Origin of the sequence: Roseofilum acuticapitatum BLCC-M154, assembly GCF_030068475.1 — a bacterium.
In the GTDB taxonomy this organism is placed as follows: domain Bacteria; phylum Cyanobacteriota; class Cyanobacteriia; order Cyanobacteriales; family Desertifilaceae; genus Roseofilum; species Roseofilum acuticapitatum.
This window is the reverse complement of record NZ_JAQOSP010000152.1, coordinates 1-20,723: the sequence shown is the minus strand read 5'-3', so window position 1 is coordinate 20,723 and position 20,723 is coordinate 1. Positions and strand designations below refer to the sequence as shown.

Genomic DNA, 20,723 nt, shown 5'->3' with positions numbered 1-20,723 from the left:
AGGGACTCAGAAAAGAGCGATTGAAGAAGTGCTGGAGTTACCCAGAGAAGATCCTCAACGGCGAAATATATTAGAGCTAGTGGGGATATGGCGGATTAATGTAGCCACTAAAATAGAACTAGATGAAGAAGATAGGGAGTTGATTATGGAGTTATCACCAGCATATATAAAATGGCGAGAAGATACCATTCAAGAAGGGATTCGACAAGGACTTGAACAAGGACTTCAACGGGGACTGGAGCAGGGGGTTCAACAGGGACTTGAACAAGGACTTAAACAGGGAATTCAACAAGGGATTGAGCAACAGCGCTTGATGATTGAAGCCTTGCTTAGGACTCGGTTTGGTGAGCTGGATGAGGCACTTTTGGACATCGTTGAGGCTTTACTGAAGTGCCCTCCGGATGAGTTTATGCCTTTGTGCTTGAATGCTTCTCGTGAGGAGTTGTTGGAGCGGTTTGGGGACTCTGGTGAGGCTGAGGAAAGTTGAGGGAGTGGCGATCGCCCAGTATTTGTTAAGATTTCAGAGTCGATCTAGCTCTAACTCTAACCCAAACCCCATTATGACGGCACAAAAAACCCTTTGGGAAGAATACCTCAAACCCATTATTACCCTCTTCTTAGATAAGGATGCCCTGATTAAGCTGCGTCATGACATCAATTGGGAAGCGGAAGGCGATCGCCTCTCAAACCCCAATCTCAGCTATCCTACTTACTATAGCAGTCAGAATTTTCACGGAATCCAAAACGGCTATTTAAGTATCGATGCGGCCATAACTTATGATGCCATCACCCAATATGTCGTTTTTCCTCAAGAAAAGTGGGTGAGAGAACAGCTCATTGAGGCTGTGGGAGGTTATCCCAATCGCATCCTGGATCTTGGCTGTGGTACTGGATCGTCAACTTTGCTACTCAAGCAAGAGTATCCCCAAGCTCAAGTGACTGGGTTAGATCTCTCCCCCTATATGCTAGTGATGGCAGAACACAAAGCCAAAGAAGCCAACCTAGACATTCACTGGCAGCATGGACTAGCGGAACAAACCCCCTGGGAAAGTGCCAGTTTCGACCTGGTAACGGCTACACTGCTGTTCCATGAAACCCCACCAGCGATCGCGAAAGCTATTTTACAAGAAGCCTTCCGCCTGCTCACTCCAGGGGGACAATGTATTATCTTAGACGGCAGCCAAACGAGCCTCAGACAAGCCACATGGATTACCAATATTTTTGAAGAACCCTATATGAAAGCCTTTGCTGCGGGAGATCTTCAGCAGTGGATGCAGCAAGCGGGTTTTGAAAAGGTGGGTGCAGAACCCATTTTCTGGATCAATCAAGTGACAAAAGGGATGAAACCTTTACCCGATCGCCTGGAGAATTCTGTACAAGTGGCCCATAATTTAAGCAATGTGTTGTCACCAGCATTTTAATCCCCGATGAGCCTTCAGGTTGTTTTGTTTGATTTTAATGGGGTGATCGTTAATGATGAACCCATCCACCGGGAACTGATTAATGAGATCCTCATCTCCCAAAATCTGCCACCGAATCCGAGTGATTATAATGAATGTTGTTTAGGACGCAACGATCGCGCCTGTTTATTCGATTTATTACAACGTCGGGGCAGAGCCGTCAATGAGCGCTCCCTCGCTCCCATCATTGCCCAGAAAGCGCAAGCATACCGGCAAAAACTCGAAGCCCTCGACAAGCTCCCCATTTTTCCCGGAGTCGAAGATCTGATCTATAAAGCACGGGTAGCTCGCTTGCGTTTAGGATTAGTCACCGGAGCCTTACGTTCAGAAGCTCAATGGATTCTCGAAAGAGCCAATCTGTTACCCTATTTTGAGGTAATTGTTGCCGGGGATGAAGTGCAGCAGAGCAAACCCCATCCCGAAGGCTATTTACTCGCCCTGGAGCGATTCAATCAACTCGATCCGGATTTACACCTCTCTAGGGAAAACTGTTTAGTAATTGAAGATACGCCAGCCGGAATCCTAGCGGCCAAAAATGCCGGGATGCAAGTCGTCGGAGTGGCGAATACTTATCCCTTTCATATGATCCAACGGCAAGCCAATTGGACAGTAGATTATTTACATGAGCTAGAACTCGATCGCGTGCGAGCCGTTTTTGAGCCGTCTCCTCTTCCCTTCACTGGGGCACAATGATAGAATAAGAGTTCATCTGGGGAATTAGCTCAGTTGGTAGAGCGCTGCGATCGCACCGCAGAGGTCAGGGATTCGAGTTCCCTATTCTCCATACTCCCCACGCAAAAACCCAAACCTTTAGCCTATTGCCACTGCTTTAGGTGGCGGTATCATGGAAACTATAGTGCAATGATTTCCGGGATCTGATCTGATGACGACCTCTATAGAACAACCCATTTACCAAGGTCAATTTGGTAGCTTTACCATTACCCCAGAAGATCGCCAAGGGGTAGTCATTTATCGCACCGGGTTAACGGTTGCTGCTCTATCTATGGCGATCGCCACAACCCTCACCCTTTGGCCCGATCGTAGCCCAGACCTCCTATCCTGGCTCACCCCCCTCTATTTTCTCTTCTGTGGGGCATTAGGCGTTAGCCTGCTCACCATCCATATTTATATGGTCATTCTCCATCGCGCCTTACAATTATTTCTCATCGTTGGCAGCATTTCAGGTCTCATCCTCACCTTCAACAGCTCCCAACCCCTCGCCCTGACCGTATATACCCAACCCCTAACCTTATTCGGTATTGGATTTACCTTTGTCGCTCTCACCGGCATTTACTTCAAAGAAGCCTTCTGTTTCAACCGTCTAGAAACCAAGTTTCTCACCCCCCTCGTTCCCCTCTTACTGCTCGGTGTTCTGTTTGGTACTCTTCCCCTCCCAGCCCAACAAATCATGTTAGCCGCCTGGAGTATCCTATTTCTGATTTTTGCCGGCCGAAAACTGATCCAACCCATTCCCCCAGATATTGGCGATAAATCGGTTTTTGAATATCTGAAAAAGGGTCAGGGCAATGGGTAATTAGGGGATCTATTTGCCCAAAATTCGGTAAGATGAGTGTCGGACGCGAAGCGAGTCGGTCTGGTCAACCTACAGTCAGGGAAGATATCTATGGTTCATCAACGTAAATCCATTCATCGCTCTACTGGAAAGCAACAGTCAAACCGACTCAAGTTTATCCTGGAACCGATTCAAAAGCATACCCTTTTGGTGTGGAGCATTTTGGCGCTGCTGGTCATCGGGATCGGATATGAAGCTTTGAGTATTTTACTCAATCCTGGGGAAATTGAACCGGAAGAGGCGATCGCAGAAGTTCAAGAAGGGGGAGAAACTCTAGAAGCAGCCGACGATAACTTTACCCTACCCTGGCTCTGGTTAGGGGCGATCGCCTTGGCATCGGGAGGGATCTTCCTGCTCTGGAAAACCCTACAAAATCCCACTGCCCATAAACGAGCAGCCCTCAACCGTCGCCAACGTCGTGGAACCAGCCTATTATCTGAAAAACCCCAACCCTTACTCGTCCCTCAGCGCCAACCCATCGCCCCCTTCAGTCCAGAAAACTTTAGCCTCTCACAAGAAGCCACCGTTGAAGCCCAGACAAAACCACCAGAAGCTACCCCTCAACCTCTGGTTCAACCCCAAAAACCCTTTAGCTTTGACCTAAACCGTACCGCCCAACCCGCTCAAAACCCCTCCCTACAAGTGCCCAACTTTCCCAAACTTACCCCAGATATTCCCCAAGGATCGACTCCGAAAACCGTTCGCAAGAACCCCCCCCAAGAATATCAAGATCAAGAGATTCGCAAATCCTCTTAGGAAATCCCAGAGATGGGTTGATTCAGGTTTGTTTACAACCGGAATTTCATCTTAAATTAATAGAAATTCCCTAAACTTATGGTTTTGATCCCTTACTTTTTCTTAAGGTGAATGACTATACAAGCCTGTGGATAAAATGATAAACTGACAGCGAATCCTTTCTGAGTTTACACAGAGTTGCGTAGACTCTAAAGCCTTAATAATTATCTTCAACCATTGACTATGAGCAAGGGCACGCTATTTGATAAAGTCTGGGACAACCACAAGGTTCGTACACTTCCTTCTGGACAAACTCAACTGTTTATTGGACTCCATCTAATCCATGAAGTGACCAGTCCCCAAGCGTTTGCCATGCTGCGGGAGAGAAATTTAAAGGTCTTGTTTCCCGATCGCACTGTCGCTACGGTCGATCATATCGTGCCCACAGAAAACCAGGCTCGCCCCTTTGCAGACCGTTTGGCTGAAGAGATGATGCAAGCCTTAGAACAGAGCGTCGAAGAGCATGGAATTCGCTTCTATAATGTGGGTTCCGGAAACCAGGGCATTGTGCATGTGATTGCCCCAGAACAAGGAATGACCCAACCGGGAATGACGATCGCCTGTGGAGATAGCCACACCTCCACCCATGGCGCATTTGGGGCGATCGCCTTTGGGATTGGCACTAGCCAAGTCCGGGATGTTTTGGCCTCCCAAACCCTAGCCCTAGAGAAGCTCAAAGTGCGCCGGATCGAGGTCAATGGCAGCCTGCGTCCGGGAGTTTATGCCAAAGATGCGATCCTTCACATTATCCGCAAACTGGGCGTGAAAGGGGGCGTAGGCTATGCCTATGAGTATGCCGGAACCACCCTAGAAAAAATGTCCATGGAAGAGCGGATGACGATCTGCAATATGTCCATTGAAGGGGGAGCCAGATGTGGCTATGTAAACCCCGATCAGGTAACCTTTGACTATCTAAAAGGACGGCAATTTGCCCCCCAAGGGGAAAACTGGGATAAAGCCGTCCAATGGTGGGACAGTATCCGCTCTGATGCCGATGCTGAGTATGATGATGTGGTGGTGTTCAATGCGGAAGACATTCCCCCCACAGTCACTTGGGGCATTACACCCGGTCAAGGAATTGGAGTCGATGAAGTGGTTCCTACTCCAGAGAGTTTACCTGACGGCGATCGCCCCTTAGCCGAAGAAGCCTATCAATACATGAAACTCGAACCCGGAAAGGCGATCGCCGGAACCCCCATCGATGTCTGCTTCATCGGCAGTTGTACCAATGGTCGCCTCAGTGACCTACGAGAAGCCGCTAAATTTGCCCAAGGTCATCAAGTCGCCCCCCACGTCAAAGCCTTTGTTGTTCCCGGTTCCGAAGTGGTTAAACAACAAGCGGAAGCAGAAGGCTTAGACAAAATTTTTACCGAAGCCGGGTTTGAATGGCGCAATGCCGGATGTTCCATGTGTTTAGCCATGAACCCCGACAAACTCGAAGGGGATCAAATTAGCGCCTCCTCCTCCAACCGCAACTTCAAAGGCCGTCAAGGGTCTTCCTCCGGCCGTACCCTACTGATGAGTCCCGCGATGGTCGTCGCTGCGGCCATCTCCGGTCAAGTCTCTGACGTGCGGAACCTGTTGTAAACCGCTCTCATTCCCAAATTCCCCAGCGATCGGGAGATGCTGCCATCCTCTCGATCTCTTTTCAAGTATGACTAGCGGTAAACTAGCTTGCGTTAAGGCCCCTCAATTCAATCTTATGGTCACTTCTCCTCCTACCGATATCGAAAATCGCAAAGCCGATCATCTGCGGATCTGCCTAGAAGATGATGTGCAATTCCGACGCACAACTTCTGGATTCGAGCAGTATCGGTTTATTCATGATTGTGTGCCGGATTTAGATTATGACGAACTCCAGGTACAGACCTCGTTTCTGGGCAAATCGTTGGGGTCTCCCTTTTTGATCTCTTCGATGACGGGGGGAACGGAGCAAGCGAAAATGGTGAATTTCCGCTTGGCGACTCTCGCTCAGGAGTATGGTTTGGCCATGGGGGTGGGGTCGCAACGGGTGGCGGTGGAACAACCGGATGTGGCGGATACCTTTAATGTGCGGAAAGTGGCTCCGGATATTGTTTTATTGGCGAATTTGGGTGCGGTGCAGTTTAACTATGGCTATGGGGTGGAGCAGTGTCAACGGGTGGTGGAGCTGTTGGAAGCGGATGCTCTGATTTTGCATCTGAATCCGTTGCAGGAATGTATTCAAAGCCGTGGGGATAAGAATTTTAAGGGCTTGCTGCCGAAAATTGGTCAAGTTTGTGAGAAGTTGTCTGTGCCGGTGATTGCTAAAGAGGTGGGGAATGGGATTTCTGCTCGTTCGGCTCAACGGTTGCTGGATGTGGGAGTACAGGCGATTGATGTGGCAGGTGCGGGGGGAACCTCTTGGGCGAAGGTGGAGAGCGAACGGGCGGAAAATGGGCTACAGCGCCGTTTGGGGCAAACCTTTGGGGATTGGGGGATACCAACGGCTGAGTGTTTGGTGCAGATTCGGCAGATGAATCGCTCCATACCTTTGATTGCATCGGGTGGCTTGAGGACGGGGTTGGATGGGGCAAAGGCGATCGCCTTGGGCGCAGATCTGGTAGGCTTGGCTTGGCCCTTTCTGCAAGCTGCCCAGCAAGGGGAAGAGGCGTTACGGGAATTAGCCGAGGTGTTGATTGCGGAACTGAAAACCGTGCTATTCTGTACGGGTCATGGCGATCTCAGTACCCTAAAATACACCCAGAGTTTACAAAAAATGTCATGATCGGTTAGTAGAGTAAGCTTGTCTATCCCTCGATTGAGTCTCGAATTATGCGTCAATTCCTCAAATATACGTTTGCCAGTATCCTCGGAACGTTGATCGGTGTGGTGTTGTTGGGTGTTGTGGGGATGGGTGGCTTTATCGTCTTACTGGCGAGCTTGGCTGCTAAGGATACGACTCCCCAGGTGAAGGATCGATCGGTTTTGGTGTTGGATTTGGGGTTGCGAATTAATGATACGGAACCGAGTTCAACGACGACAACGGCGATTAATGAGGCGCTTTCGGGGACAAATAAACGGACGATTACTCTGCGGCAATTTCTGGATACGGTGGAGGGGGCGATCGCCGATGAGCGGATTGTGGGCCTATATTTGCAAGGGACGGATACTGATGTAGGAGTGGGTTGGGGCAATTTACGGGAAATTCGGGCTGCCTTGAAACGGTTTCGGGAAGCGGGCAAACCGATTATTGCTTACGATTTGAGTTGGAGTAAAAAGGAGTATTATTTGGCTTCGGTGGCGGATCGGGTGATCGTTCATCCGATGGGGAATCTGGAGTTAAATGGCTTGAGTTCGGAGGTGATGTTTTTAGGGGGAGCGCTGCAAAAGTATGGGGTTGGGGTTCAGGTGGTTCGCGCTGGAAAGTATAAGTCGGCGGTAGAACCGTTTACTTCTACTCAGTTATCTGCGGAAAATCGCCAACAAATTCAAGTGTTACTGGATGGGATTTGGGGGGATTTTCGAGAACAGATTAGTGGCGATCGCCCGGTGAATGCGGCTCAAATTCAGGTACTCTCTAATAATAGTGGGATATTGTTTGCTAATGATGCCCAACAGAATGGTTTTGTGGATGAGATTTGGTTTGAGGATCAGGTGATTGAGGATCTGAAAACACTCACCGAGAGTAAGGAAGAGGCGGAAAGTTTTCGGAAAATTAGTTTCCCTACCTATGCGAGTGTTCCCCAGGAGGTTGATTTGGCAGTCGATCGCATCTCGGAGCAAAAGGTGGCTTTGCTCTATGCGGAAGGCTCGATTGTGGACGGTGAAGGACGGGTGGGAGAAAATGAGATTGGGGGCGATCGCTATGCATCGATTTTGCGGGATTTACGGTTAGACGATCGGGTGAAGGCGATCGTTGTGCGGATTAATAGTCCAGGAGGAAGTGCCACCGCTTCTGAAGTGATTCGACGGGAATTAGAGTTAATTCGAGCCGCCAATAAGCCGGTGATTGTCTCCATGGGTAATTATGCTGCTTCTGGGGGCTATTGGATTGCTACTGCCAGCGATCGCATCTTAGCCGAACCCAATACCATTACTGGCTCCATTGGTGTGTTTGGAATTTTACCCAACATCCAACAAATTGCCAATCAAAACGGCATTACTTGGGATGTGGTGAAAACGGGAGCCTATGCCGATTTGGGCAGCAGCGCTCGCCCTCGCTCTCCGGCTGAACTGAGTTTATATCAACGCAATGTGAATCAAATTTATCAGCAATTTTTGCAAAAAGTGGCCCAATCCCGTAATTTAACGGTAGAACAAGTCAATCAAATTGCCCAAGGTCGGGTCTGGTCAGGCAAAGACGCAAAAGGGATTAACTTGATAGATGAGTTGGGAGGGTTGCAAGAGGCGATCGCCCAAGCCGCAGAAATGGCCGAATTAGGCACAGATTGGCAGTTAGAAGAATATCCCCAAACCCGCAGTTTAGAAGAGCGATTAATTGAGCAATTAATTGGCATTCATCATACTCCAGAAGCCTCGGATTGGCTAATGGAGGAAGTGCAGAAATTTAAAGCCGAAGTAGATGAATTAATAACCCTCAACGATCCTTTAGGGATGTATACTCGAATGCCCTTTTATTTGGAAATTGAGTAATTTATAAGCACTTTGTGTGGTATCGCTCTACCTGAGTTAACCTAGAGATGGTCTGAGAAGTTAGAGCGATGGTCTTACAAAAGTATTTTCAATGGCGATGGTTGATGGCACTGGGAATGCTCGTCTGCTTTCCCCTTCCCCTACAACCAGTTTGGGCAGCCGAGCAAGTCTATGTTTCCTTTTCCCTACTTGAGCGCTCCATTCCTGTACAAGATTTAGAAAATTTTGTCAAAGAAGGAAAAATTAGCCCTAAGTTATCTGCCTATACTCGCTATCTCAATGAGGCGCAACTGAACCGATTTAAAGAGATTCTTCAACAACCGATTGACGTGACTCCTTTAGGAATTGCTCAATTTCTTTATTCGCCCCAAGGAGAAGTGTTATTAGATCGGCTGGGGCGGGTGGTGAAAACGGGAGGACGACAACAGGGATTTTATGCGATTCGAGCTGCTTTAATTTTAGGGGCTGCTGAACCTGATGGTATGACATTGCTGAATATTCTGAAGAAATTTCCTACTAAAGGATTACGGATTGATTTAGAATCGGCCCTGAATATTGCCTTGGATTTATATACCTTGGTGCGCCAAACCAATGAAGCGAATCAGGTGGTTGCTCAACAATCTGCTGTAGAGTTGTCTGTTCAATCCCAAGTTGCAAAAGTCCCAGAGGGGATTCAATGGAATTCGGCTTTTCCCTTTTCCGTTCCAGAAGGAGAAATCCCCGTTTCTGAACTGCCTGATTTATTTAATCCTGGCTATTTTCCCTGGGAAAAACGCTCGTTTACCCTCCGAGATCGGGAGCGAAATCGCACTTATCCGGTGGATCTGTATCTTCCCAAGCGCTCGGATCGACCAGCTCCTTTGGTGGTGATTTCCCATGGGTTAGGCTCGAATCGAGAAAGCTTTGTCTATTTAGCGACTCATTTAGCCTCCAGGGGCTTTGCTGTGGCAGTGCCTGAGCATCTGGAAAGTAGCGATCGCCAACGGGAAGCCATGTTACAAGGGAAAGCCAATGAAGTCGCAGAACCGAGCGAGTTCATTAATCGCCCTCTGGATATTACGTTTATGCTCGATGAACTGAGCCGCCAAACCCAACCGGGAGGGGATCTAGAGGGACGGTTTACTGTGGATCGAGTGGGGGCGATCGGGCAATCTTTTGGCGGCTATACCGTATTAGCCCTGGCTGGAGCCAGCATTAACTTTGACCAGTTAGAAGCCGATTGTAATCCCAATAGTCCCTCCTGGAATGTGTCTCTCTTGCTCCAATGTCGCGCCCTAGAGCTGGGGGAAGGCGATCGCGCCCTCAATCTCCAGGACTCTCGCATTCAATCCATTATTGCCATTAATCCCATTAGTAGTCGGGTTTTAGGAGAATCCAGCCTCAATAATATTAAGATTCCCGTCATGATTGTTGCCGGGAGCAAAGACACCGTTTCCCCCTCCTTTCCTGAACAAATTTTACCCTTTGTTTGGCTAAAAAATAGCCCAGAAAAATATTTAGTTCTCCAGGAAGGAGGAACCCACTTTTCCACCTTACAATCGAGTGAAGATGACCTCACCTTACCTAGCCTAGTCATTGGTGAAGATCCCGACTTAGCGCGTCGCTATACCCTAGAATTGACCTTAGCCTTTTTCCAAACCTATGTTGCTCAAAATATAGAATACAAACCCTATTTAACTCCTGCTTATATTCAATCCATCAGTCAAGAACCCATGCCCATCAGTTTAGTCACTCAACTCGAACTTGAGCAATTACCCAAAATTTCCCCAGGATTTTAAGTCATACAGCGCTTTGCGCTGTAGTGGGGGAATGGGGGAATGGGGGAATGGGGGGAGCAAACAATAGACTTGGTAGAAGCTCTGAGCTGTTCTAGATATCGTTAAAAACCATCATTAATGTACCTCATAGCAGAGGAAACGGCTGTATCAAATCCGGTTAAACCGTTATCATTGCGACCTCCGGGAAGCAATCGCTAGAATTAGTGAGATGATTAATATCAAATCCGGTTTCCGCAAGCGGACATGAAAATTTGTTAAGAAGCGGGCAAGATGCCCGCACTCCTCGAATTCTTTGATATGACTGGAGTGGGAGCATCTTGCTCCCTGGATTTTTAATTAGGGTATTTCCGCTTCGCGGACATGAATAAGCGAACTTGATATTACATCATCTCTATTAGTAGGAAAAGAGAAGCGGGCAAGATGCCCGCACTCCTCCAATTTCTTGATATTACTGGAGTGGGAGCGTCTCGCTCCCTAGATTTTTAAGTATGGTGTTTAACTGGACTTGCTATAACTAATCTCGCACACGGGGACAAGGCTTAGGATTAGCGAAAGAGATGACACAATGCTCCGTTAAACAGGGTTGCTCGAAAGCCGCTTCTTGTTCTAAGGGTGGGGGATATTGTCCAAACACCATTTCACAACTAAAATCTTCAAAGTTGGGAGTCATGGTTAAGGGAATGCCAAATTGTTGGGTAAAAAAGTCTTGAGTTGGCAGTTTGCACATATTAATGCACATTCCTACACAACCACTGCTTTCTAAATAGCGACATTTTTTAATCTGAACGGCGCTTTTTTGTAACCGTGCGGTATGGTTTTCACTCTTTATTTCTACGGTTTTGGTTTCACAGGGGCCGACTAACCATTCAAATAAGAGTGTCGCAAACCAAGCATTGGCTTCACACACCCATTGGGTAGGTCGGGTTAAGGTACGCACAAGGGTTAAAATGGGAGCAGGAATGAGGGAGTTTAAGACCTTTTTGACCAGTTGTTGTTGCTCTAAGGCGTTGCGTCCCTGCATAATTTTCTTAGAGACATCAACAAAGCCTTCATAACCTCTTTTTGAGCTACCTTTACCCACGACAGCCGCCATTTTGCGGGTGAAAAGGGCAATGAAGAGGCGATCGAATAGGTTATCCTGGTAGGAAGTCGGTTCAGGCACAGTCATGATGCGGTTAATATTTAAGGAGTTTTTTCAACAGTTGGAGCTTGTTGCCATAGGGGGGATATCGCAAGTTGAGATCCAGCGAAAACCAGCGTCTTAAGACACTTCTGTAATGGCTAAAGGTTTGAAAGCTGGCAAATCCATGATAGCTGCCTATGCCACTTTGTCCAACTCCTCCAAAGGGCAGTTGGGGAATGTTGAACTGTAAAACAGCATCGTTTAGGACTGCGGTTCCGGATGAGACTTGTTCTAGCACTTGGCGCTGAAGTTGGGAGTTTTGGGAGAAGAGATAGAGGGCGAGGGGTTTCGGAAGTTGATTGATTTGGGCGATCGCCTCTTCAATGCGGCTATACTCTAAAATCGGTAAAATTGGCCCAAAAATCTCCTCTTGCATCACTAAAGAATCCCAAGTGACTCCCTCAATCAAAGTTGGGGCAATATAGCGAGTTTCGGGATGAGTTTGACCGCCACACAAAATTGTCCCTTCTTGCAGTAATTCTTGGAGATAATTAAACTGTTTTTGATTGATAATGCGGGCATAATCTGGACTCTCTTCGGGATTTTCACCATAGAATGCTTTAACTTCAGCCAGCATCGCTTGAATGAGATCTACTTTCACCTTTCGATCTACCAGCACATAATCGGGCGCAATACAAGTTTGCCCCGCATTCAGAAATTTACCCCAAACAATTCGCCGTGCTGTACATACTATATCACAATTTTGGTCAACAATACAGGGACTTTTACCCCCTAATTCTAAGGTGACTGGCGTTAAATTTTTCGCAGCCGATTCCATAACAATTTGACCAATTCTGGCACTGCCAGTAAAGAAAATACGATCGAATTTCTGGGCTAGAAGTTCTTTGCCCACTTGTGCGTCTCCTTCCACTACTGTCAGATAACTCGGATCGAAGTTTTCCCCAATCAGTTCTGCCAGAACCTGGGAAGTATTTGGCGCTATTTCAGAAGGCTTAATCACGGCACAATTCCCGGCTGCAATTGCTCCCACTAGCGGCGTGATGGCTAAATGAAAAGGATAATTCCAAGCAGAGATAATCAGTACCACGCCCAAGGGTTCTGGATAAATTTCTCCAATCGAAGGCCACATCACTAAGGGGGTTAAGGTACGCTTGGTTTTGGCCCATTGGTTTAAGTGCTTTAAGGCATAATCAATTTCGGCGATCGGGTTAAGTTCATAATATCCTTCTAGTTGGGGTTTATTTAAATCCTCTTTCAATCCAGCCAATATTTTTGACTTGTTTTGATTAATGATATCTCTAAGCTTTTGAAGTTGGGATTTTCTGAATTTTAAGTCTCTAGATTTTCTCGATTGAAAAAATACCCTTTGTTGGGCAATAATTTGTTCGTATTTTGTATACATAGATTGATTTTAATAGACTGCTAATTACCAATTTTCATATTCTAAATCATTTTTAGATTTCCAGGACATAGAGTCATCATTAGGGTATTTAATTTTTGATTCTCTTCGGTAGATCGTTCCTTGTTGGGGCATTCCTAATTCTAGACCTTGTCGATCGAAAGTTTTCTTGACTCGACGCAGATATTCTCGGATCGCATAGCGATAGATTCCTGGTTTAGTTTCAAAGCGCACTCCAATGCAGGTTCCTCCAGCATCAATGGAATCTACGCCACGTACTTCAGCTTCGATAATTTTATCATTCCAATCCGGATCGTGCCAAAGGTCTTTGGCTAAGTCATCGAGCAGTTTTAAGGCATAATCAACATCAGTTTTATAGCTGACATAAATTGATATTTTTTTTCTAGCCCAATCTTTCGAGGAGTTTTGTACGACTCGAATTTCACTATTGGGAATGGTGATTAAGCCCCCTTCTCTTGTCCGCAGGCTAGTAATCCGTAAATTAAGGTTTTCGACGCGACCAAAAAACTCATTAATCGTAATGAAATCGCCGATCGCGTACTGGTCTTCAAATAAAATTAGACATCCGTTGAGGGTATCTTTAATCAGGGTTTGGGAACCAAAGGAAATCGCAAACCCCAAAATCCCAGCACCTCCTAAAATCGGGGCTAGGGGAATGCCCAAGGTATTCAAAATCAAGAGAGTTCCTAGACCTAAAAAAGATAAGGCGATCGTCCCTTTAATAATGGGAGTAAAACTTTTGACCCGCAAGGACATGCGGTAAGAGTCTTCTTCTGAGGTCGCTTGATGCTCAATGAGGATTTTAGAGAGATGATTTAAGCCGACAAACGAGCCTTCGATCGCCATATGGGTAGCGAGAACAAAAAAGATCAGTAAGACCGGTAAATCAAAGAGCCAATTTCCTAGGGGACGGGTGAAGGGGAAACGCCATAAAACTAGGGATAAAGACCCTAGCCAGAGCAGTAATTGTAGCCAGTGTAACACCTGATTTTTTAGCCGAAATATTTCTTTTTGTTCTTTTTGGTTAAGGTCACGATCTAGGATAGCCAATTCATTCCCTAGAGTGGATTCTTCTGGTGAAGCGGATGCTTGCTCTTGTGTTATCTGGTTTTGGGTCGTTTTTTTGAATCTAGACTTGATTAATATTTCCACATAAATCAAGATTAAACTCAGCAAAATAGTGAAGGCGAAAATCCCTAGAGAAATCTTAATTTGGCGATGAATATAGCTTGGCTGTAGTTCTTGATAGCCTTGAATAAGGATTTTTTTTAATCCCTCAATTGCATTCGATGTTAATCGGGAAATGGGTTGTCCATATAACTCGCTATCTGTCTCTGTAATTGATAAAATTTTTATGGGTTGAAGCTGGGGAGGATCGGAGGCAGTTAATACTGTATATTGGTCATATTCTTTGGCTGTAATTTGTAAGGTTTCGGGATTAAATCCGGTGGTAATGACTTGCTTGAGGTTGCCTTCAATGCGATCGATACGCTGCTGTAAGGGGGTTTTGCGTCTTCCTGTTCGTTCTGCGAGAGAGGGACGAGCGGCAACATCAAAGAGCTTACGTCCATTGAGGGTAATTGTCCCATAAACTAATTTGGAGCTGTCTGAAGTAACTTTTGAGATCTGATTGCCTCTCAGAAGATTGGGGATTTGCGGGTATGCAGGAGGGGAAAAGTGAGGGAGAAATAGGCTTAATAGGGCGATCGCAATACCGATCGCGATCGGTCTACCATAGCGTTTGAATAGAGCGTTGCACAATTGCATAGTTGCTTGCAGTGAAGATACAGATTCTGATGATTGAACCATCAATCCAGCATGATAACTCAAAACAAGGGGCCCTAAACCCCTTGTTTTAAGCCAGCATCCTAGAAATCTGTGAATCAGAGCGCTAACCTAAAATAGCTTGAGCGGCTTGTCTTCCAGAAAGGGTTGCTCCTTCCATGCTGTCAATATAATCCTGTTGGGTATAGCTTCCGGCGAGGAAAAAGTTGGGAATTGGCGTTTTTTGTGCCGGACGATAGGGGTCCATTCCTGGTGCTTCTCGATACAGAGATTGGGCGAGTTTGACCACAGAATACCAGGTCATGTTGAGGTTGCGGGCAGAGGGGAAGAGATCTTGCACTTGTTTTAGCACATGGTTGGCGATCGCCTCATTACTTTCGCGAATAAACGGATCTCCCGGTGTTAAAACCAACTGTAACAGCGATCCTTGTCCCTCTCGATAATAATCTCCAGGACTCGCCAGCGCCAAATCCGCAAAGCAGGAAAAATCAGCATCGGCTGTATAGAGTAAATTGTCAATTCCGGCCGCTTTTTCCAGTTGTTTCCGTTGAGTTTCATCCTTTAATTCTGTCACCCAACCATCAAAGCGCAATTGCACCGTAGCCACCGGAACCGTATCTAACTTGTAAATATTATCGAACTCCGACCACTTGCGCCAATCTGAGGGTAAAAGCTTTTGAATTCCCGGCACATCACAGGCACAAACATAGGCATCGGCGGTAATGGTTTCTTCTTTTTCTCCATCGGCAACCACAATTCCCGTCACCTGAGTTTTACCCTGAGTTTCTGTAAATTGAATCTCTCTGACGCGGCGACGAGTATAGATTTTCGTGCCTCGTTCTTCTAAATAGTTCAAAATCGGTTTATGCAGATATTCATGGGGCGATCCTTCCAACATTCTCAGCACCGACGCTTCCGTTTTGGCGGCAAAAAATTGGAAGATGGTGAGCATACAACGAGCAGAAATATTTTCCGTATCGATAAAGCCTAAAGCATAGGCAATGGGGTTCCACATGCGCTTGAGGGAGCCATCCGAGCCGCCTTGCTTGCGGAACCAATCGGCAAAACTGATAGAATCGAGGTTGCGAATCGTCCGCATTGCGCCATCAAAATCGACCAAACCGCGTACAATGGGACTGGTTGATAGGGCGATCGCATTCATCGCCTTATCCTGAACCGACAATTGAGAGGTCGTGAAAAAAGCCTTCAACCCATTAAACGGCGCACCCACCGGAAAACGGAAATCTAACTCTCCCGTCTTTCCTCCCCGGTTAATAAATGTATGGGTATGTTCCTTCAAGCGCAGATTCTCAAACGCGCCCACCTTCCGCATTAACTCAAACAGATTGTAATAGCAGCCGAAGAACACATGCAATCCCATTTCAATATGATTGCCGTCTGCATCCACCCAACTGCCAACTTTTCCCCCCACAAAGGCGCGGGATTCAAAAATTTCTACCTGATGACCAGCATCAACCAATTCAACGGCAGTAGATAAGCCAGCTAAACCTGCCCCAACAATGGCAACACGCATCGAACGTCCTAAATATCTTTAACAGTTTCTTTACAGATTGTAACAGCGTTTGGGGGTGCTACGGTGAGTTTAGGTGCTATTTAGGTGCAAGCCTGCCTTACCAGCAGGATATCATCGGTGAAAGTCTTGTTAATCGTTACTTTGTTCGTAATGGGCGGTACCGGGCTCGAACCAGTGACATCCTGCTTGTAAGGCAGGCGCTCTACCAACTGAGCTAACCGCCCCCATTTGACTCACAAGATATCATCGTAGCAAACTGAATGAGATAACGCAAGTTTTTTTTTCAATTAATTTTTATGCCCTCTGGCGCTACCCACGATCGCATTACCCTTTGGACACTCCCCCTGATCACTGGAGGGGCTTTAGCGATCACTCGCAGCAGTGAGTTAACTCTGTTAATTGCGGGGGGATTTCTGTTTGGTGGCTTGATGCTCAGTCCGGATCTGGATTTGCGATCGCGTCCTTTTCAGCGTTGGGGATGGTTTCGCTGGCTGTGGATACCCTATCAAAAGAGTGTGAATCATCGCTCCTTTCTCTCCCATGGCTTGATTATTGGTACAGTTGTTCGGGTCATCTATTTGCTCTTATGGATCGCAGCGTTAGGATTAATTTTAATGGCGATCGCCGTTCAATTCTCTGCGATACCTTGGGGTTGGAAGGATTTGGGGCAATGGCTTTGGACTGCGCTCAAAGAACATCGCTGGTCTGGATTAGCCCTATTTGTGGGGCTAGAATTAGGTTCAATTAGCCATATCCTAGGCGATCATATCGGTTCGACTTACAAGCGGTATCAAAAATATGGCTGGTCAGGGCTATGGCAAAAACGCCCCACCCGTAAACCTGCTCTTCGTCGTCGTTCTACTGCTCGCAAACCCACGAGAAGAAAGAGGAGTAATAAGTAATATCAAATCTGCTTAATCGGAAAAGAGAAGCGGGCAAGATGCCCGCACTCCTCCAATTCTTTGATATTACTGGAGTGGGAGCATCTTGCTCCCTGAATTTTCAATTAGAGTTCCTATCTGGATAAAAGACTTACCCCGTTTATCGTTTATGGTAGTTAGGAGTGTGTTTTCCCTATTCCCTAAACATGAGTCATTCTGAACCCTCTATCACCTCTAGCTTAGAAGCCATGCAACGGCTAATTGAAGTGATTGCCCAATTGCGATCGCCCTCTGGGGGTTGTCCTTGGGACTTGGCACAAACTCCCCAATCCCTGATTCCCCATATCATTGAAGAAGCCTATGAAACCGTAGATGCGATTCGTGGAGGGGATCAAAAGGCGATCGCCGAAGAATTGGGGGATTTACTCATGCAAGTGGTTTTGCAAGCCCAAATTGCCCAAGAAAATGGGGATTTTAGCCTCAAAGAAGTCGCCGATGGTATTAGTGATAAACTGATCCGTCGCCATCCCCATGTCTTTGCCGATGTGAATGTAGAAAGTGTGGAAGAAGTCAAACAAAACTGGGAAGAGATCAAAGCAGCAGAAAAAGGTGAAGCGCCCAATCTCTTGAGTAAACTGGAGCGATATGCAGCTACATTGCCCCCCCTCACGGCTGGTATGAAAATCTCTAAAAAAGCGGCTTCTGCTGGCTTTGAATGGGATGATATGGAAGGGGTATGGGGCAAATTTGAGGAAGAGTTGGCAGAGTTCAAACATGCTGTCGAACATGAAGATGAAGCTGCTCAACAAGCGGAACTCGGTGATGTATTATTTACCCTAATCAATGTGGCTCGCTGGCTCAAGTTAGATCCCTCAGAAGCTTTACATGATACCCATCGCAAGTTTCTGAAGCGCTTAAAACTTGTCGATCAAATGAGCGATCGCCCCCTATCGGAATATACCTTAGAAGAACTCGATCAACTTTGGCAAAAAGCCAAGGATCAACTCAAAATTACGGGCTAAGGGCTATTCTGAAGTAGAAAGAGGGGTTTGCAGCAACTGCTCAAATGCCGCATAGCGATCGCGCACATCCTGAGTATCATTGATCGCCCAACCTTGCCATTCCACCCAAGCATGAGCAGAAAATTCTCCCTGCTTCTGCTGTACTCCAATGCGGAGTTGGCCGTCAATTCCCTGATGGCGCAATAAACTCCAGAGAACGAGAGATTGTTGTAAACATTTTGCCCAAGGTTGGCAATACTTAGCCGCGAGTCGTACCGCCTGATTTACTTTTAGGACGCGATAGACGAGATCTTCCCCAGTTTCCACCGTTTCTCTTAGGGGTAATAATTGGCATAAACGAGCTTGAGTAGACTTAAACCCCCACCATTTCAGGGAGAGCGTCACCACCGGTAACCAGAATAGAGCCTGCAAGATCTGCAATTTCACCACGCCATCTAGACTCCAGAAACTGGAAAATTTCCGCATCCCTAACTGCAACCCATTCATCTTTCTAGTCCCTAACCTAAACTCTATTCTTGTCCCATCTCTTGCTGCAAGAGCGTCTCTAGCATGGGAACGACAACAGGTAAATCTTCATCAATAGTGATCCACATTCGGTCAAGATTAACTTGAAAATATTCGTGAACCACCACATTTCTCATATCACGCATCGAACGCCAAGGGATTTGCGGATAGCGAGATTGAATAAAATCTGGGACATTAACAGTCGCCTCACCAACAATCATAAAGTTATAAAGAAGTCCGTGTAAAGCAAGATCTTCGAGATCTTCAAACTGCTCATAACTCATTCCCGCAGTCGCTTGTTGAATGCGAGCGATCGCATCTAAAATATCTTGTATCCGTAATTGCCATGATCTAGAAGGCACGAATCACCTCCTTGAGAACCGGTTCTCGTAAATGTTCTCGTAAGGAATCTTCTGTACCTAAGTCGATATCACAACCAAAGAGATCTTCTAGATAGTGTTGTACTTCAAATAACTGAAATAACCCACCCGGTTTAGAAAACTCTACAAGAAAGTCAATATCGCTGTCGGGACGTGCTTCGTCTCTCGCGACGGAGCCAAATAAATCGAGAGACTTGACTCCTAAAGCTTCTAGTTCTTGCCGATGATTGGCTAAGGTGGCCAATACCTGTTCTTTGTTCATCCTGAGTTACAGTATGGGTATATCTATTGTCTTAGCACAATCTTTGCTTCGCGCTCGGCAAAACCGATACAATCAAGAGAAACTCTTTGCCCCCAAGCCAAACCAATTTTTAATTTTTAATTTTTAATTTTTAATTGATCCTATGAGCCAAGCCCCCTCAAGTTTAAGCGCGATCGCCATTCGTCGGCATATCGGAACCCTGATGTTAACCATAGCGGTCATGGTTGTCGGTTTCTTTGCCCTCAGTCAACTCCCCGTTGACCTGCTTCCCGCGATCACTTATCCCCGGATTGGGGTGCGCGTTGATACTCCGGGACTGGCTCCACAAGTGGCAATAGACGAAGTAACTCGCCCTCTAGAAGAGGGACTTTCCGCCACTGAAGGCGTGGTACAGGTGTTTTCTGAAACCCGTGAAGGTCGAGTTTCTCTCAATCTCTATTTTGAACCCGGTAGTGATATTGACCAGGCGCTCAATGATGCCACGGCTACCTTAAACCGGACGATTAACCAACTGCCGGATGACCTGGAACCGCCACGCATCTTTAAGTTTGACCCCTCCCAATTACCGGTGTATGAATTTGCCCTTACCTCCCCTCGGTTGCAAGGGGTGGATTTGCGGGTGTTTGGGGATCAAGAATTGGCGCGGGAATTGACGGTTGTGCCTGGTGTGGCTTCCGTGGATGTGTCGGGAGGACTGCAAGAGGAAGTACAGGTGAATCTCGACCTGAAACGGATGACGAGTTTGGGCATCACAATTAATGATGTGTTGGATAATTTACGCGATCGCAACTTAGATAGTTCTGGAGGACGGCTGAGAAATATCCCCACCGAAAGCCTCACCCGTACCATCGGTCGCTTTGAAAATGCCCAAGATATTCTCGATCTCTCCTTTGATTTAGACGGTTCCCCCTCCTCTCGCCAAGTCTATTTACGGGACTTTGCCCAAGTCATTGATGGCACAGAACGGCAGCAAGTCTTAGTCTCCCTGAATGGTATGCCAGCCGTGAAAGTGAGCATTCAAAAACAGCCGGAAGCCAATACAGTACAAGTGGTTGATGCCGTTAAAGCCAGGATTGAAGAGATGCGCTCTGGGGGCATTATTCCCGATGATATGATTTTGACTCCCACGTTGGATGAATCCCGGTTTATTCGCCAATCGATTCGCAATGTGGTGATTGCGGGATTAACGGGATCGGGTCTAGCGGCGATCGCCGTTTTGCTCTTCCTGGGTTCCCTGCGCCAAACCCTGATCGTCATCCTCGCCATTCCCCTGGCTACCCTCACCGCGATTATCCTCATGTTTGCCTTTGGTCTCTCCCTGAATGTGTTCAGTTTGGGAGGACTTGCGTTAGGGGTGGGGATTGTGGTCGATAACTCAATTGTGATGCTGGAAAATATGGTGACTCAACATCAGGCTCTGCAACAGCGCTCAGAAGACCCTTTAGATCCCCCTAAATCCCCCTTAGAAAGGGGGACTTTGCCTTTAGATCCCCCTAAATCCCCCTTAGAAAGGGGGACTTTGCCTTTAGATCCCCCTAAATCCCCCTTAGAAAGGGGGACTTTGCCTTTAG

At 46.8% G+C, this 20,723-nt stretch carries 18 protein-coding genes, 2 tRNA genes and 1 pseudogene; 13 read left to right on the top strand and 8 right to left on the bottom strand.

Annotated features, from left to right (window positions below):
- The 10 genes and pseudogenes from PMG71_RS23565 to PMG71_RS23520 form a co-directional block, all read left to right on the top strand.
- Nucleotides 1-487 (top strand): annotated as a pseudogene (locus PMG71_RS23565) (flagellar assembly protein H); the annotation flags it as partial.
- Between the two features lie 73 nt (nucleotides 488-560).
- Nucleotides 561-1,421, top strand: a complete 861-nt coding sequence (locus PMG71_RS23560; RefSeq protein WP_283756182.1) for a class I SAM-dependent methyltransferase — start codon at nucleotides 561-563, stop codon at nucleotides 1,419-1,421.
- A 6-nt stretch (nucleotides 1,422-1,427) separates the two neighbouring features.
- Entirely contained in the window at nucleotides 1,428-2,153 is a 726-nt protein-coding gene (locus tag PMG71_RS23555) for an HAD family hydrolase (RefSeq protein WP_283756181.1), read from the top strand.
- 18 nt (nucleotides 2,154-2,171) lie between these two features.
- Nucleotides 2,172-2,244: transfer RNA gene (locus PMG71_RS23550), tRNA-Ala, on the top strand.
- A 99-nt stretch (nucleotides 2,245-2,343) separates the two neighbouring features.
- Nucleotides 2,344-2,994 carry a DUF2301 domain-containing membrane protein gene (locus tag PMG71_RS23545; protein ID WP_283756180.1) on the top strand — a complete coding sequence of 217 codons (651 nt, stop codon included), beginning with the start codon at nucleotides 2,344-2,346 and terminating at the stop codon, nucleotides 2,992-2,994.
- A gap of 90 nt (nucleotides 2,995-3,084) precedes the next feature.
- The gene (locus tag PMG71_RS23540) at nucleotides 3,085-3,789 is read left to right on the top strand and encodes a hypothetical protein (protein ID WP_283756179.1); all 705 of its coding nucleotides are present in this window, start codon (nucleotides 3,085-3,087) and stop codon (nucleotides 3,787-3,789) included.
- Between the two features lie 222 nt (nucleotides 3,790-4,011).
- On the top strand, nucleotides 4,012-5,415 hold the full coding sequence (gene leuC / locus PMG71_RS23535) for a 3-isopropylmalate dehydratase large subunit (protein ID WP_283756178.1): 1,404 nt from the start codon (nucleotides 4,012-4,014) through the stop codon (nucleotides 5,413-5,415).
- A gap of 115 nt (nucleotides 5,416-5,530) precedes the next feature.
- The gene (fni, locus tag PMG71_RS23530) at nucleotides 5,531-6,574 is read left to right on the top strand and encodes a type 2 isopentenyl-diphosphate Delta-isomerase (RefSeq protein ID WP_283756177.1); all 1,044 of its coding nucleotides are present in this window, start codon (nucleotides 5,531-5,533) and stop codon (nucleotides 6,572-6,574) included.
- A 47-nt stretch (nucleotides 6,575-6,621) separates the two neighbouring features.
- Nucleotides 6,622-8,442, top strand: coding sequence for a signal peptide peptidase SppA (sppA, locus tag PMG71_RS23525; RefSeq protein WP_283756176.1), 1,821 nt, complete (start codon nucleotides 6,622-6,624; stop codon nucleotides 8,440-8,442).
- 68 nt (nucleotides 8,443-8,510) lie between these two features.
- Nucleotides 8,511-10,220, top strand: a complete 1,710-nt coding sequence (locus PMG71_RS23520; RefSeq protein ID WP_283756175.1) for an alpha/beta hydrolase — start codon at nucleotides 8,511-8,513, stop codon at nucleotides 10,218-10,220.
- Nucleotides 10,221-10,734: 514 nt separating this feature from the next.
- On the opposite strand, the gene PMG71_RS23515 is transcribed toward PMG71_RS23520, so the two are convergent.
- From PMG71_RS23515 to PMG71_RS23495, 5 genes are all read right to left on the bottom strand, one after another.
- Nucleotides 10,735-11,388 (bottom strand): DUF4033 domain-containing protein, encoded by a 654-nt coding sequence (locus PMG71_RS23515; RefSeq protein ID WP_283756174.1) that lies wholly within the window; start codon nucleotides 11,386-11,388, stop codon nucleotides 10,735-10,737.
- Between the two features lie 7 nt (nucleotides 11,389-11,395).
- Nucleotides 11,396-12,766 carry an aldehyde dehydrogenase gene (locus PMG71_RS23510; RefSeq protein ID WP_283756173.1) on the bottom strand — a complete coding sequence of 457 codons (1,371 nt, stop codon included), beginning with the start codon at nucleotides 12,764-12,766 and terminating at the stop codon, nucleotides 11,396-11,398.
- 24 nt (nucleotides 12,767-12,790) lie between these two features.
- Nucleotides 12,791-14,593: a mechanosensitive ion channel family protein gene (locus PMG71_RS23505; protein ID WP_283756172.1), complete on the bottom strand. Its 1,803-nt coding sequence runs from the start codon at nucleotides 14,591-14,593 to the stop codon at nucleotides 12,791-12,793.
- Nucleotides 14,594-14,675: 82 nt separating this feature from the next.
- Complete coding sequence (zds, locus tag PMG71_RS23500) at nucleotides 14,676-16,103, bottom strand: 9,9'-di-cis-zeta-carotene desaturase (protein WP_283756171.1); 1,428 nt, start codon at nucleotides 16,101-16,103, stop codon at nucleotides 14,676-14,678.
- A 151-nt stretch (nucleotides 16,104-16,254) separates the two neighbouring features.
- A tRNA-Val gene (locus PMG71_RS23495) sits at nucleotides 16,255-16,327 on the bottom strand.
- Nucleotides 16,328-16,399: 72 nt separating this feature from the next.
- Here PMG71_RS23495 and PMG71_RS23490 point away from each other — a divergent pair.
- Both PMG71_RS23490 and mazG read left to right on the top strand, forming a co-directional pair.
- Nucleotides 16,400-17,005, top strand: a complete 606-nt coding sequence (locus PMG71_RS23490; RefSeq protein WP_283756170.1) for a metal-binding protein — start codon at nucleotides 16,400-16,402, stop codon at nucleotides 17,003-17,005.
- A gap of 185 nt (nucleotides 17,006-17,190) precedes the next feature.
- The gene (gene mazG / locus PMG71_RS23485; protein WP_283756169.1) at nucleotides 17,191-18,006 is read left to right on the top strand and encodes a nucleoside triphosphate pyrophosphohydrolase; all 816 of its coding nucleotides are present in this window, start codon (nucleotides 17,191-17,193) and stop codon (nucleotides 18,004-18,006) included.
- Nucleotides 18,007-18,009: 3 nt separating this feature from the next.
- Here mazG and PMG71_RS23480 read toward each other — a convergent pair whose 3' ends face one another.
- From PMG71_RS23480 to PMG71_RS23470, 3 genes are read right to left on the bottom strand one after another with little or no spacing between them, the layout of a single operon-like run.
- On the bottom strand, nucleotides 18,010-18,492 hold the full coding sequence (locus PMG71_RS23480; RefSeq protein WP_283756168.1) for a lasso peptide biosynthesis B2 protein: 483 nt from the start codon (nucleotides 18,490-18,492) through the stop codon (nucleotides 18,010-18,012).
- A 23-nt stretch (nucleotides 18,493-18,515) separates the two neighbouring features.
- Nucleotides 18,516-18,872 (bottom strand): HepT-like ribonuclease domain-containing protein, encoded by a 357-nt coding sequence (locus PMG71_RS23475; RefSeq protein WP_283756167.1) that lies wholly within the window; start codon nucleotides 18,870-18,872, stop codon nucleotides 18,516-18,518.
- Entirely contained in the window at nucleotides 18,862-19,152 is a 291-nt protein-coding gene (locus PMG71_RS23470) for a nucleotidyltransferase family protein (protein WP_283756166.1), read from the bottom strand. The genes PMG71_RS23475 and PMG71_RS23470 overlap by 11 nt, the downstream gene beginning before the upstream one ends.
- A gap of 142 nt (nucleotides 19,153-19,294) precedes the next feature.
- On the opposite strand from PMG71_RS23470, the gene PMG71_RS23465 reads away from it, so the two are divergent.
- Nucleotides 19,295-20,723 (top strand): efflux RND transporter permease subunit (locus PMG71_RS23465; RefSeq protein ID WP_283756165.1); only part of this gene is annotated, 1,429 nt, incomplete at its 3' end.

Coding starts and splice junctions, on each gene's coding strand:
- PMG71_RS23560 (WP_283756182.1), top strand. CDS start 561: ATGACGGCACAAAAAACCCTTTGGGAAGAATACCTCAAACCCATTATT.
- PMG71_RS23555 (WP_283756181.1), top strand. CDS start 1,428: ATGAGCCTTCAGGTTGTTTTGTTTGATTTTAATGGGGTGATCGTTAAT.
- PMG71_RS23545 (WP_283756180.1), top strand. CDS start 2,344: ATGACGACCTCTATAGAACAACCCATTTACCAAGGTCAATTTGGTAGC.
- PMG71_RS23540 (WP_283756179.1), top strand. CDS start 3,085: ATGGTTCATCAACGTAAATCCATTCATCGCTCTACTGGAAAGCAACAG.
- leuC (WP_283756178.1), top strand. CDS start 4,012: ATGAGCAAGGGCACGCTATTTGATAAAGTCTGGGACAACCACAAGGTT.
- fni (WP_283756177.1), top strand. CDS start 5,531: ATGGTCACTTCTCCTCCTACCGATATCGAAAATCGCAAAGCCGATCAT.
- sppA (WP_283756176.1), top strand. CDS start 6,622: ATGCGTCAATTCCTCAAATATACGTTTGCCAGTATCCTCGGAACGTTG.
- PMG71_RS23520 (WP_283756175.1), top strand. CDS start 8,511: ATGGTCTTACAAAAGTATTTTCAATGGCGATGGTTGATGGCACTGGGA.
- PMG71_RS23515 (WP_283756174.1), bottom strand. CDS start 11,388: ATGACTGTGCCTGAACCGACTTCCTACCAGGATAACCTATTCGATCGC.
- PMG71_RS23510 (WP_283756173.1), bottom strand. CDS start 12,766: ATGTATACAAAATACGAACAAATTATTGCCCAACAAAGGGTATTTTTT.
- PMG71_RS23505 (WP_283756172.1), bottom strand. CDS start 14,593: ATGGTTCAATCATCAGAATCTGTATCTTCACTGCAAGCAACTATGCAA.
- zds (WP_283756171.1), bottom strand. CDS start 16,103: ATGCGTGTTGCCATTGTTGGGGCAGGTTTAGCTGGCTTATCTACTGCC.
- PMG71_RS23490 (WP_283756170.1), top strand. CDS start 16,400: ATGCCCTCTGGCGCTACCCACGATCGCATTACCCTTTGGACACTCCCC.
- mazG (WP_283756169.1), top strand. CDS start 17,191: ATGAGTCATTCTGAACCCTCTATCACCTCTAGCTTAGAAGCCATGCAA.
- PMG71_RS23480 (WP_283756168.1), bottom strand. CDS start 18,492: ATGAATGGGTTGCAGTTAGGGATGCGGAAATTTTCCAGTTTCTGGAGT.
- PMG71_RS23470 (WP_283756166.1), bottom strand. CDS start 19,152: ATGAACAAAGAACAGGTATTGGCCACCTTAGCCAATCATCGGCAAGAA.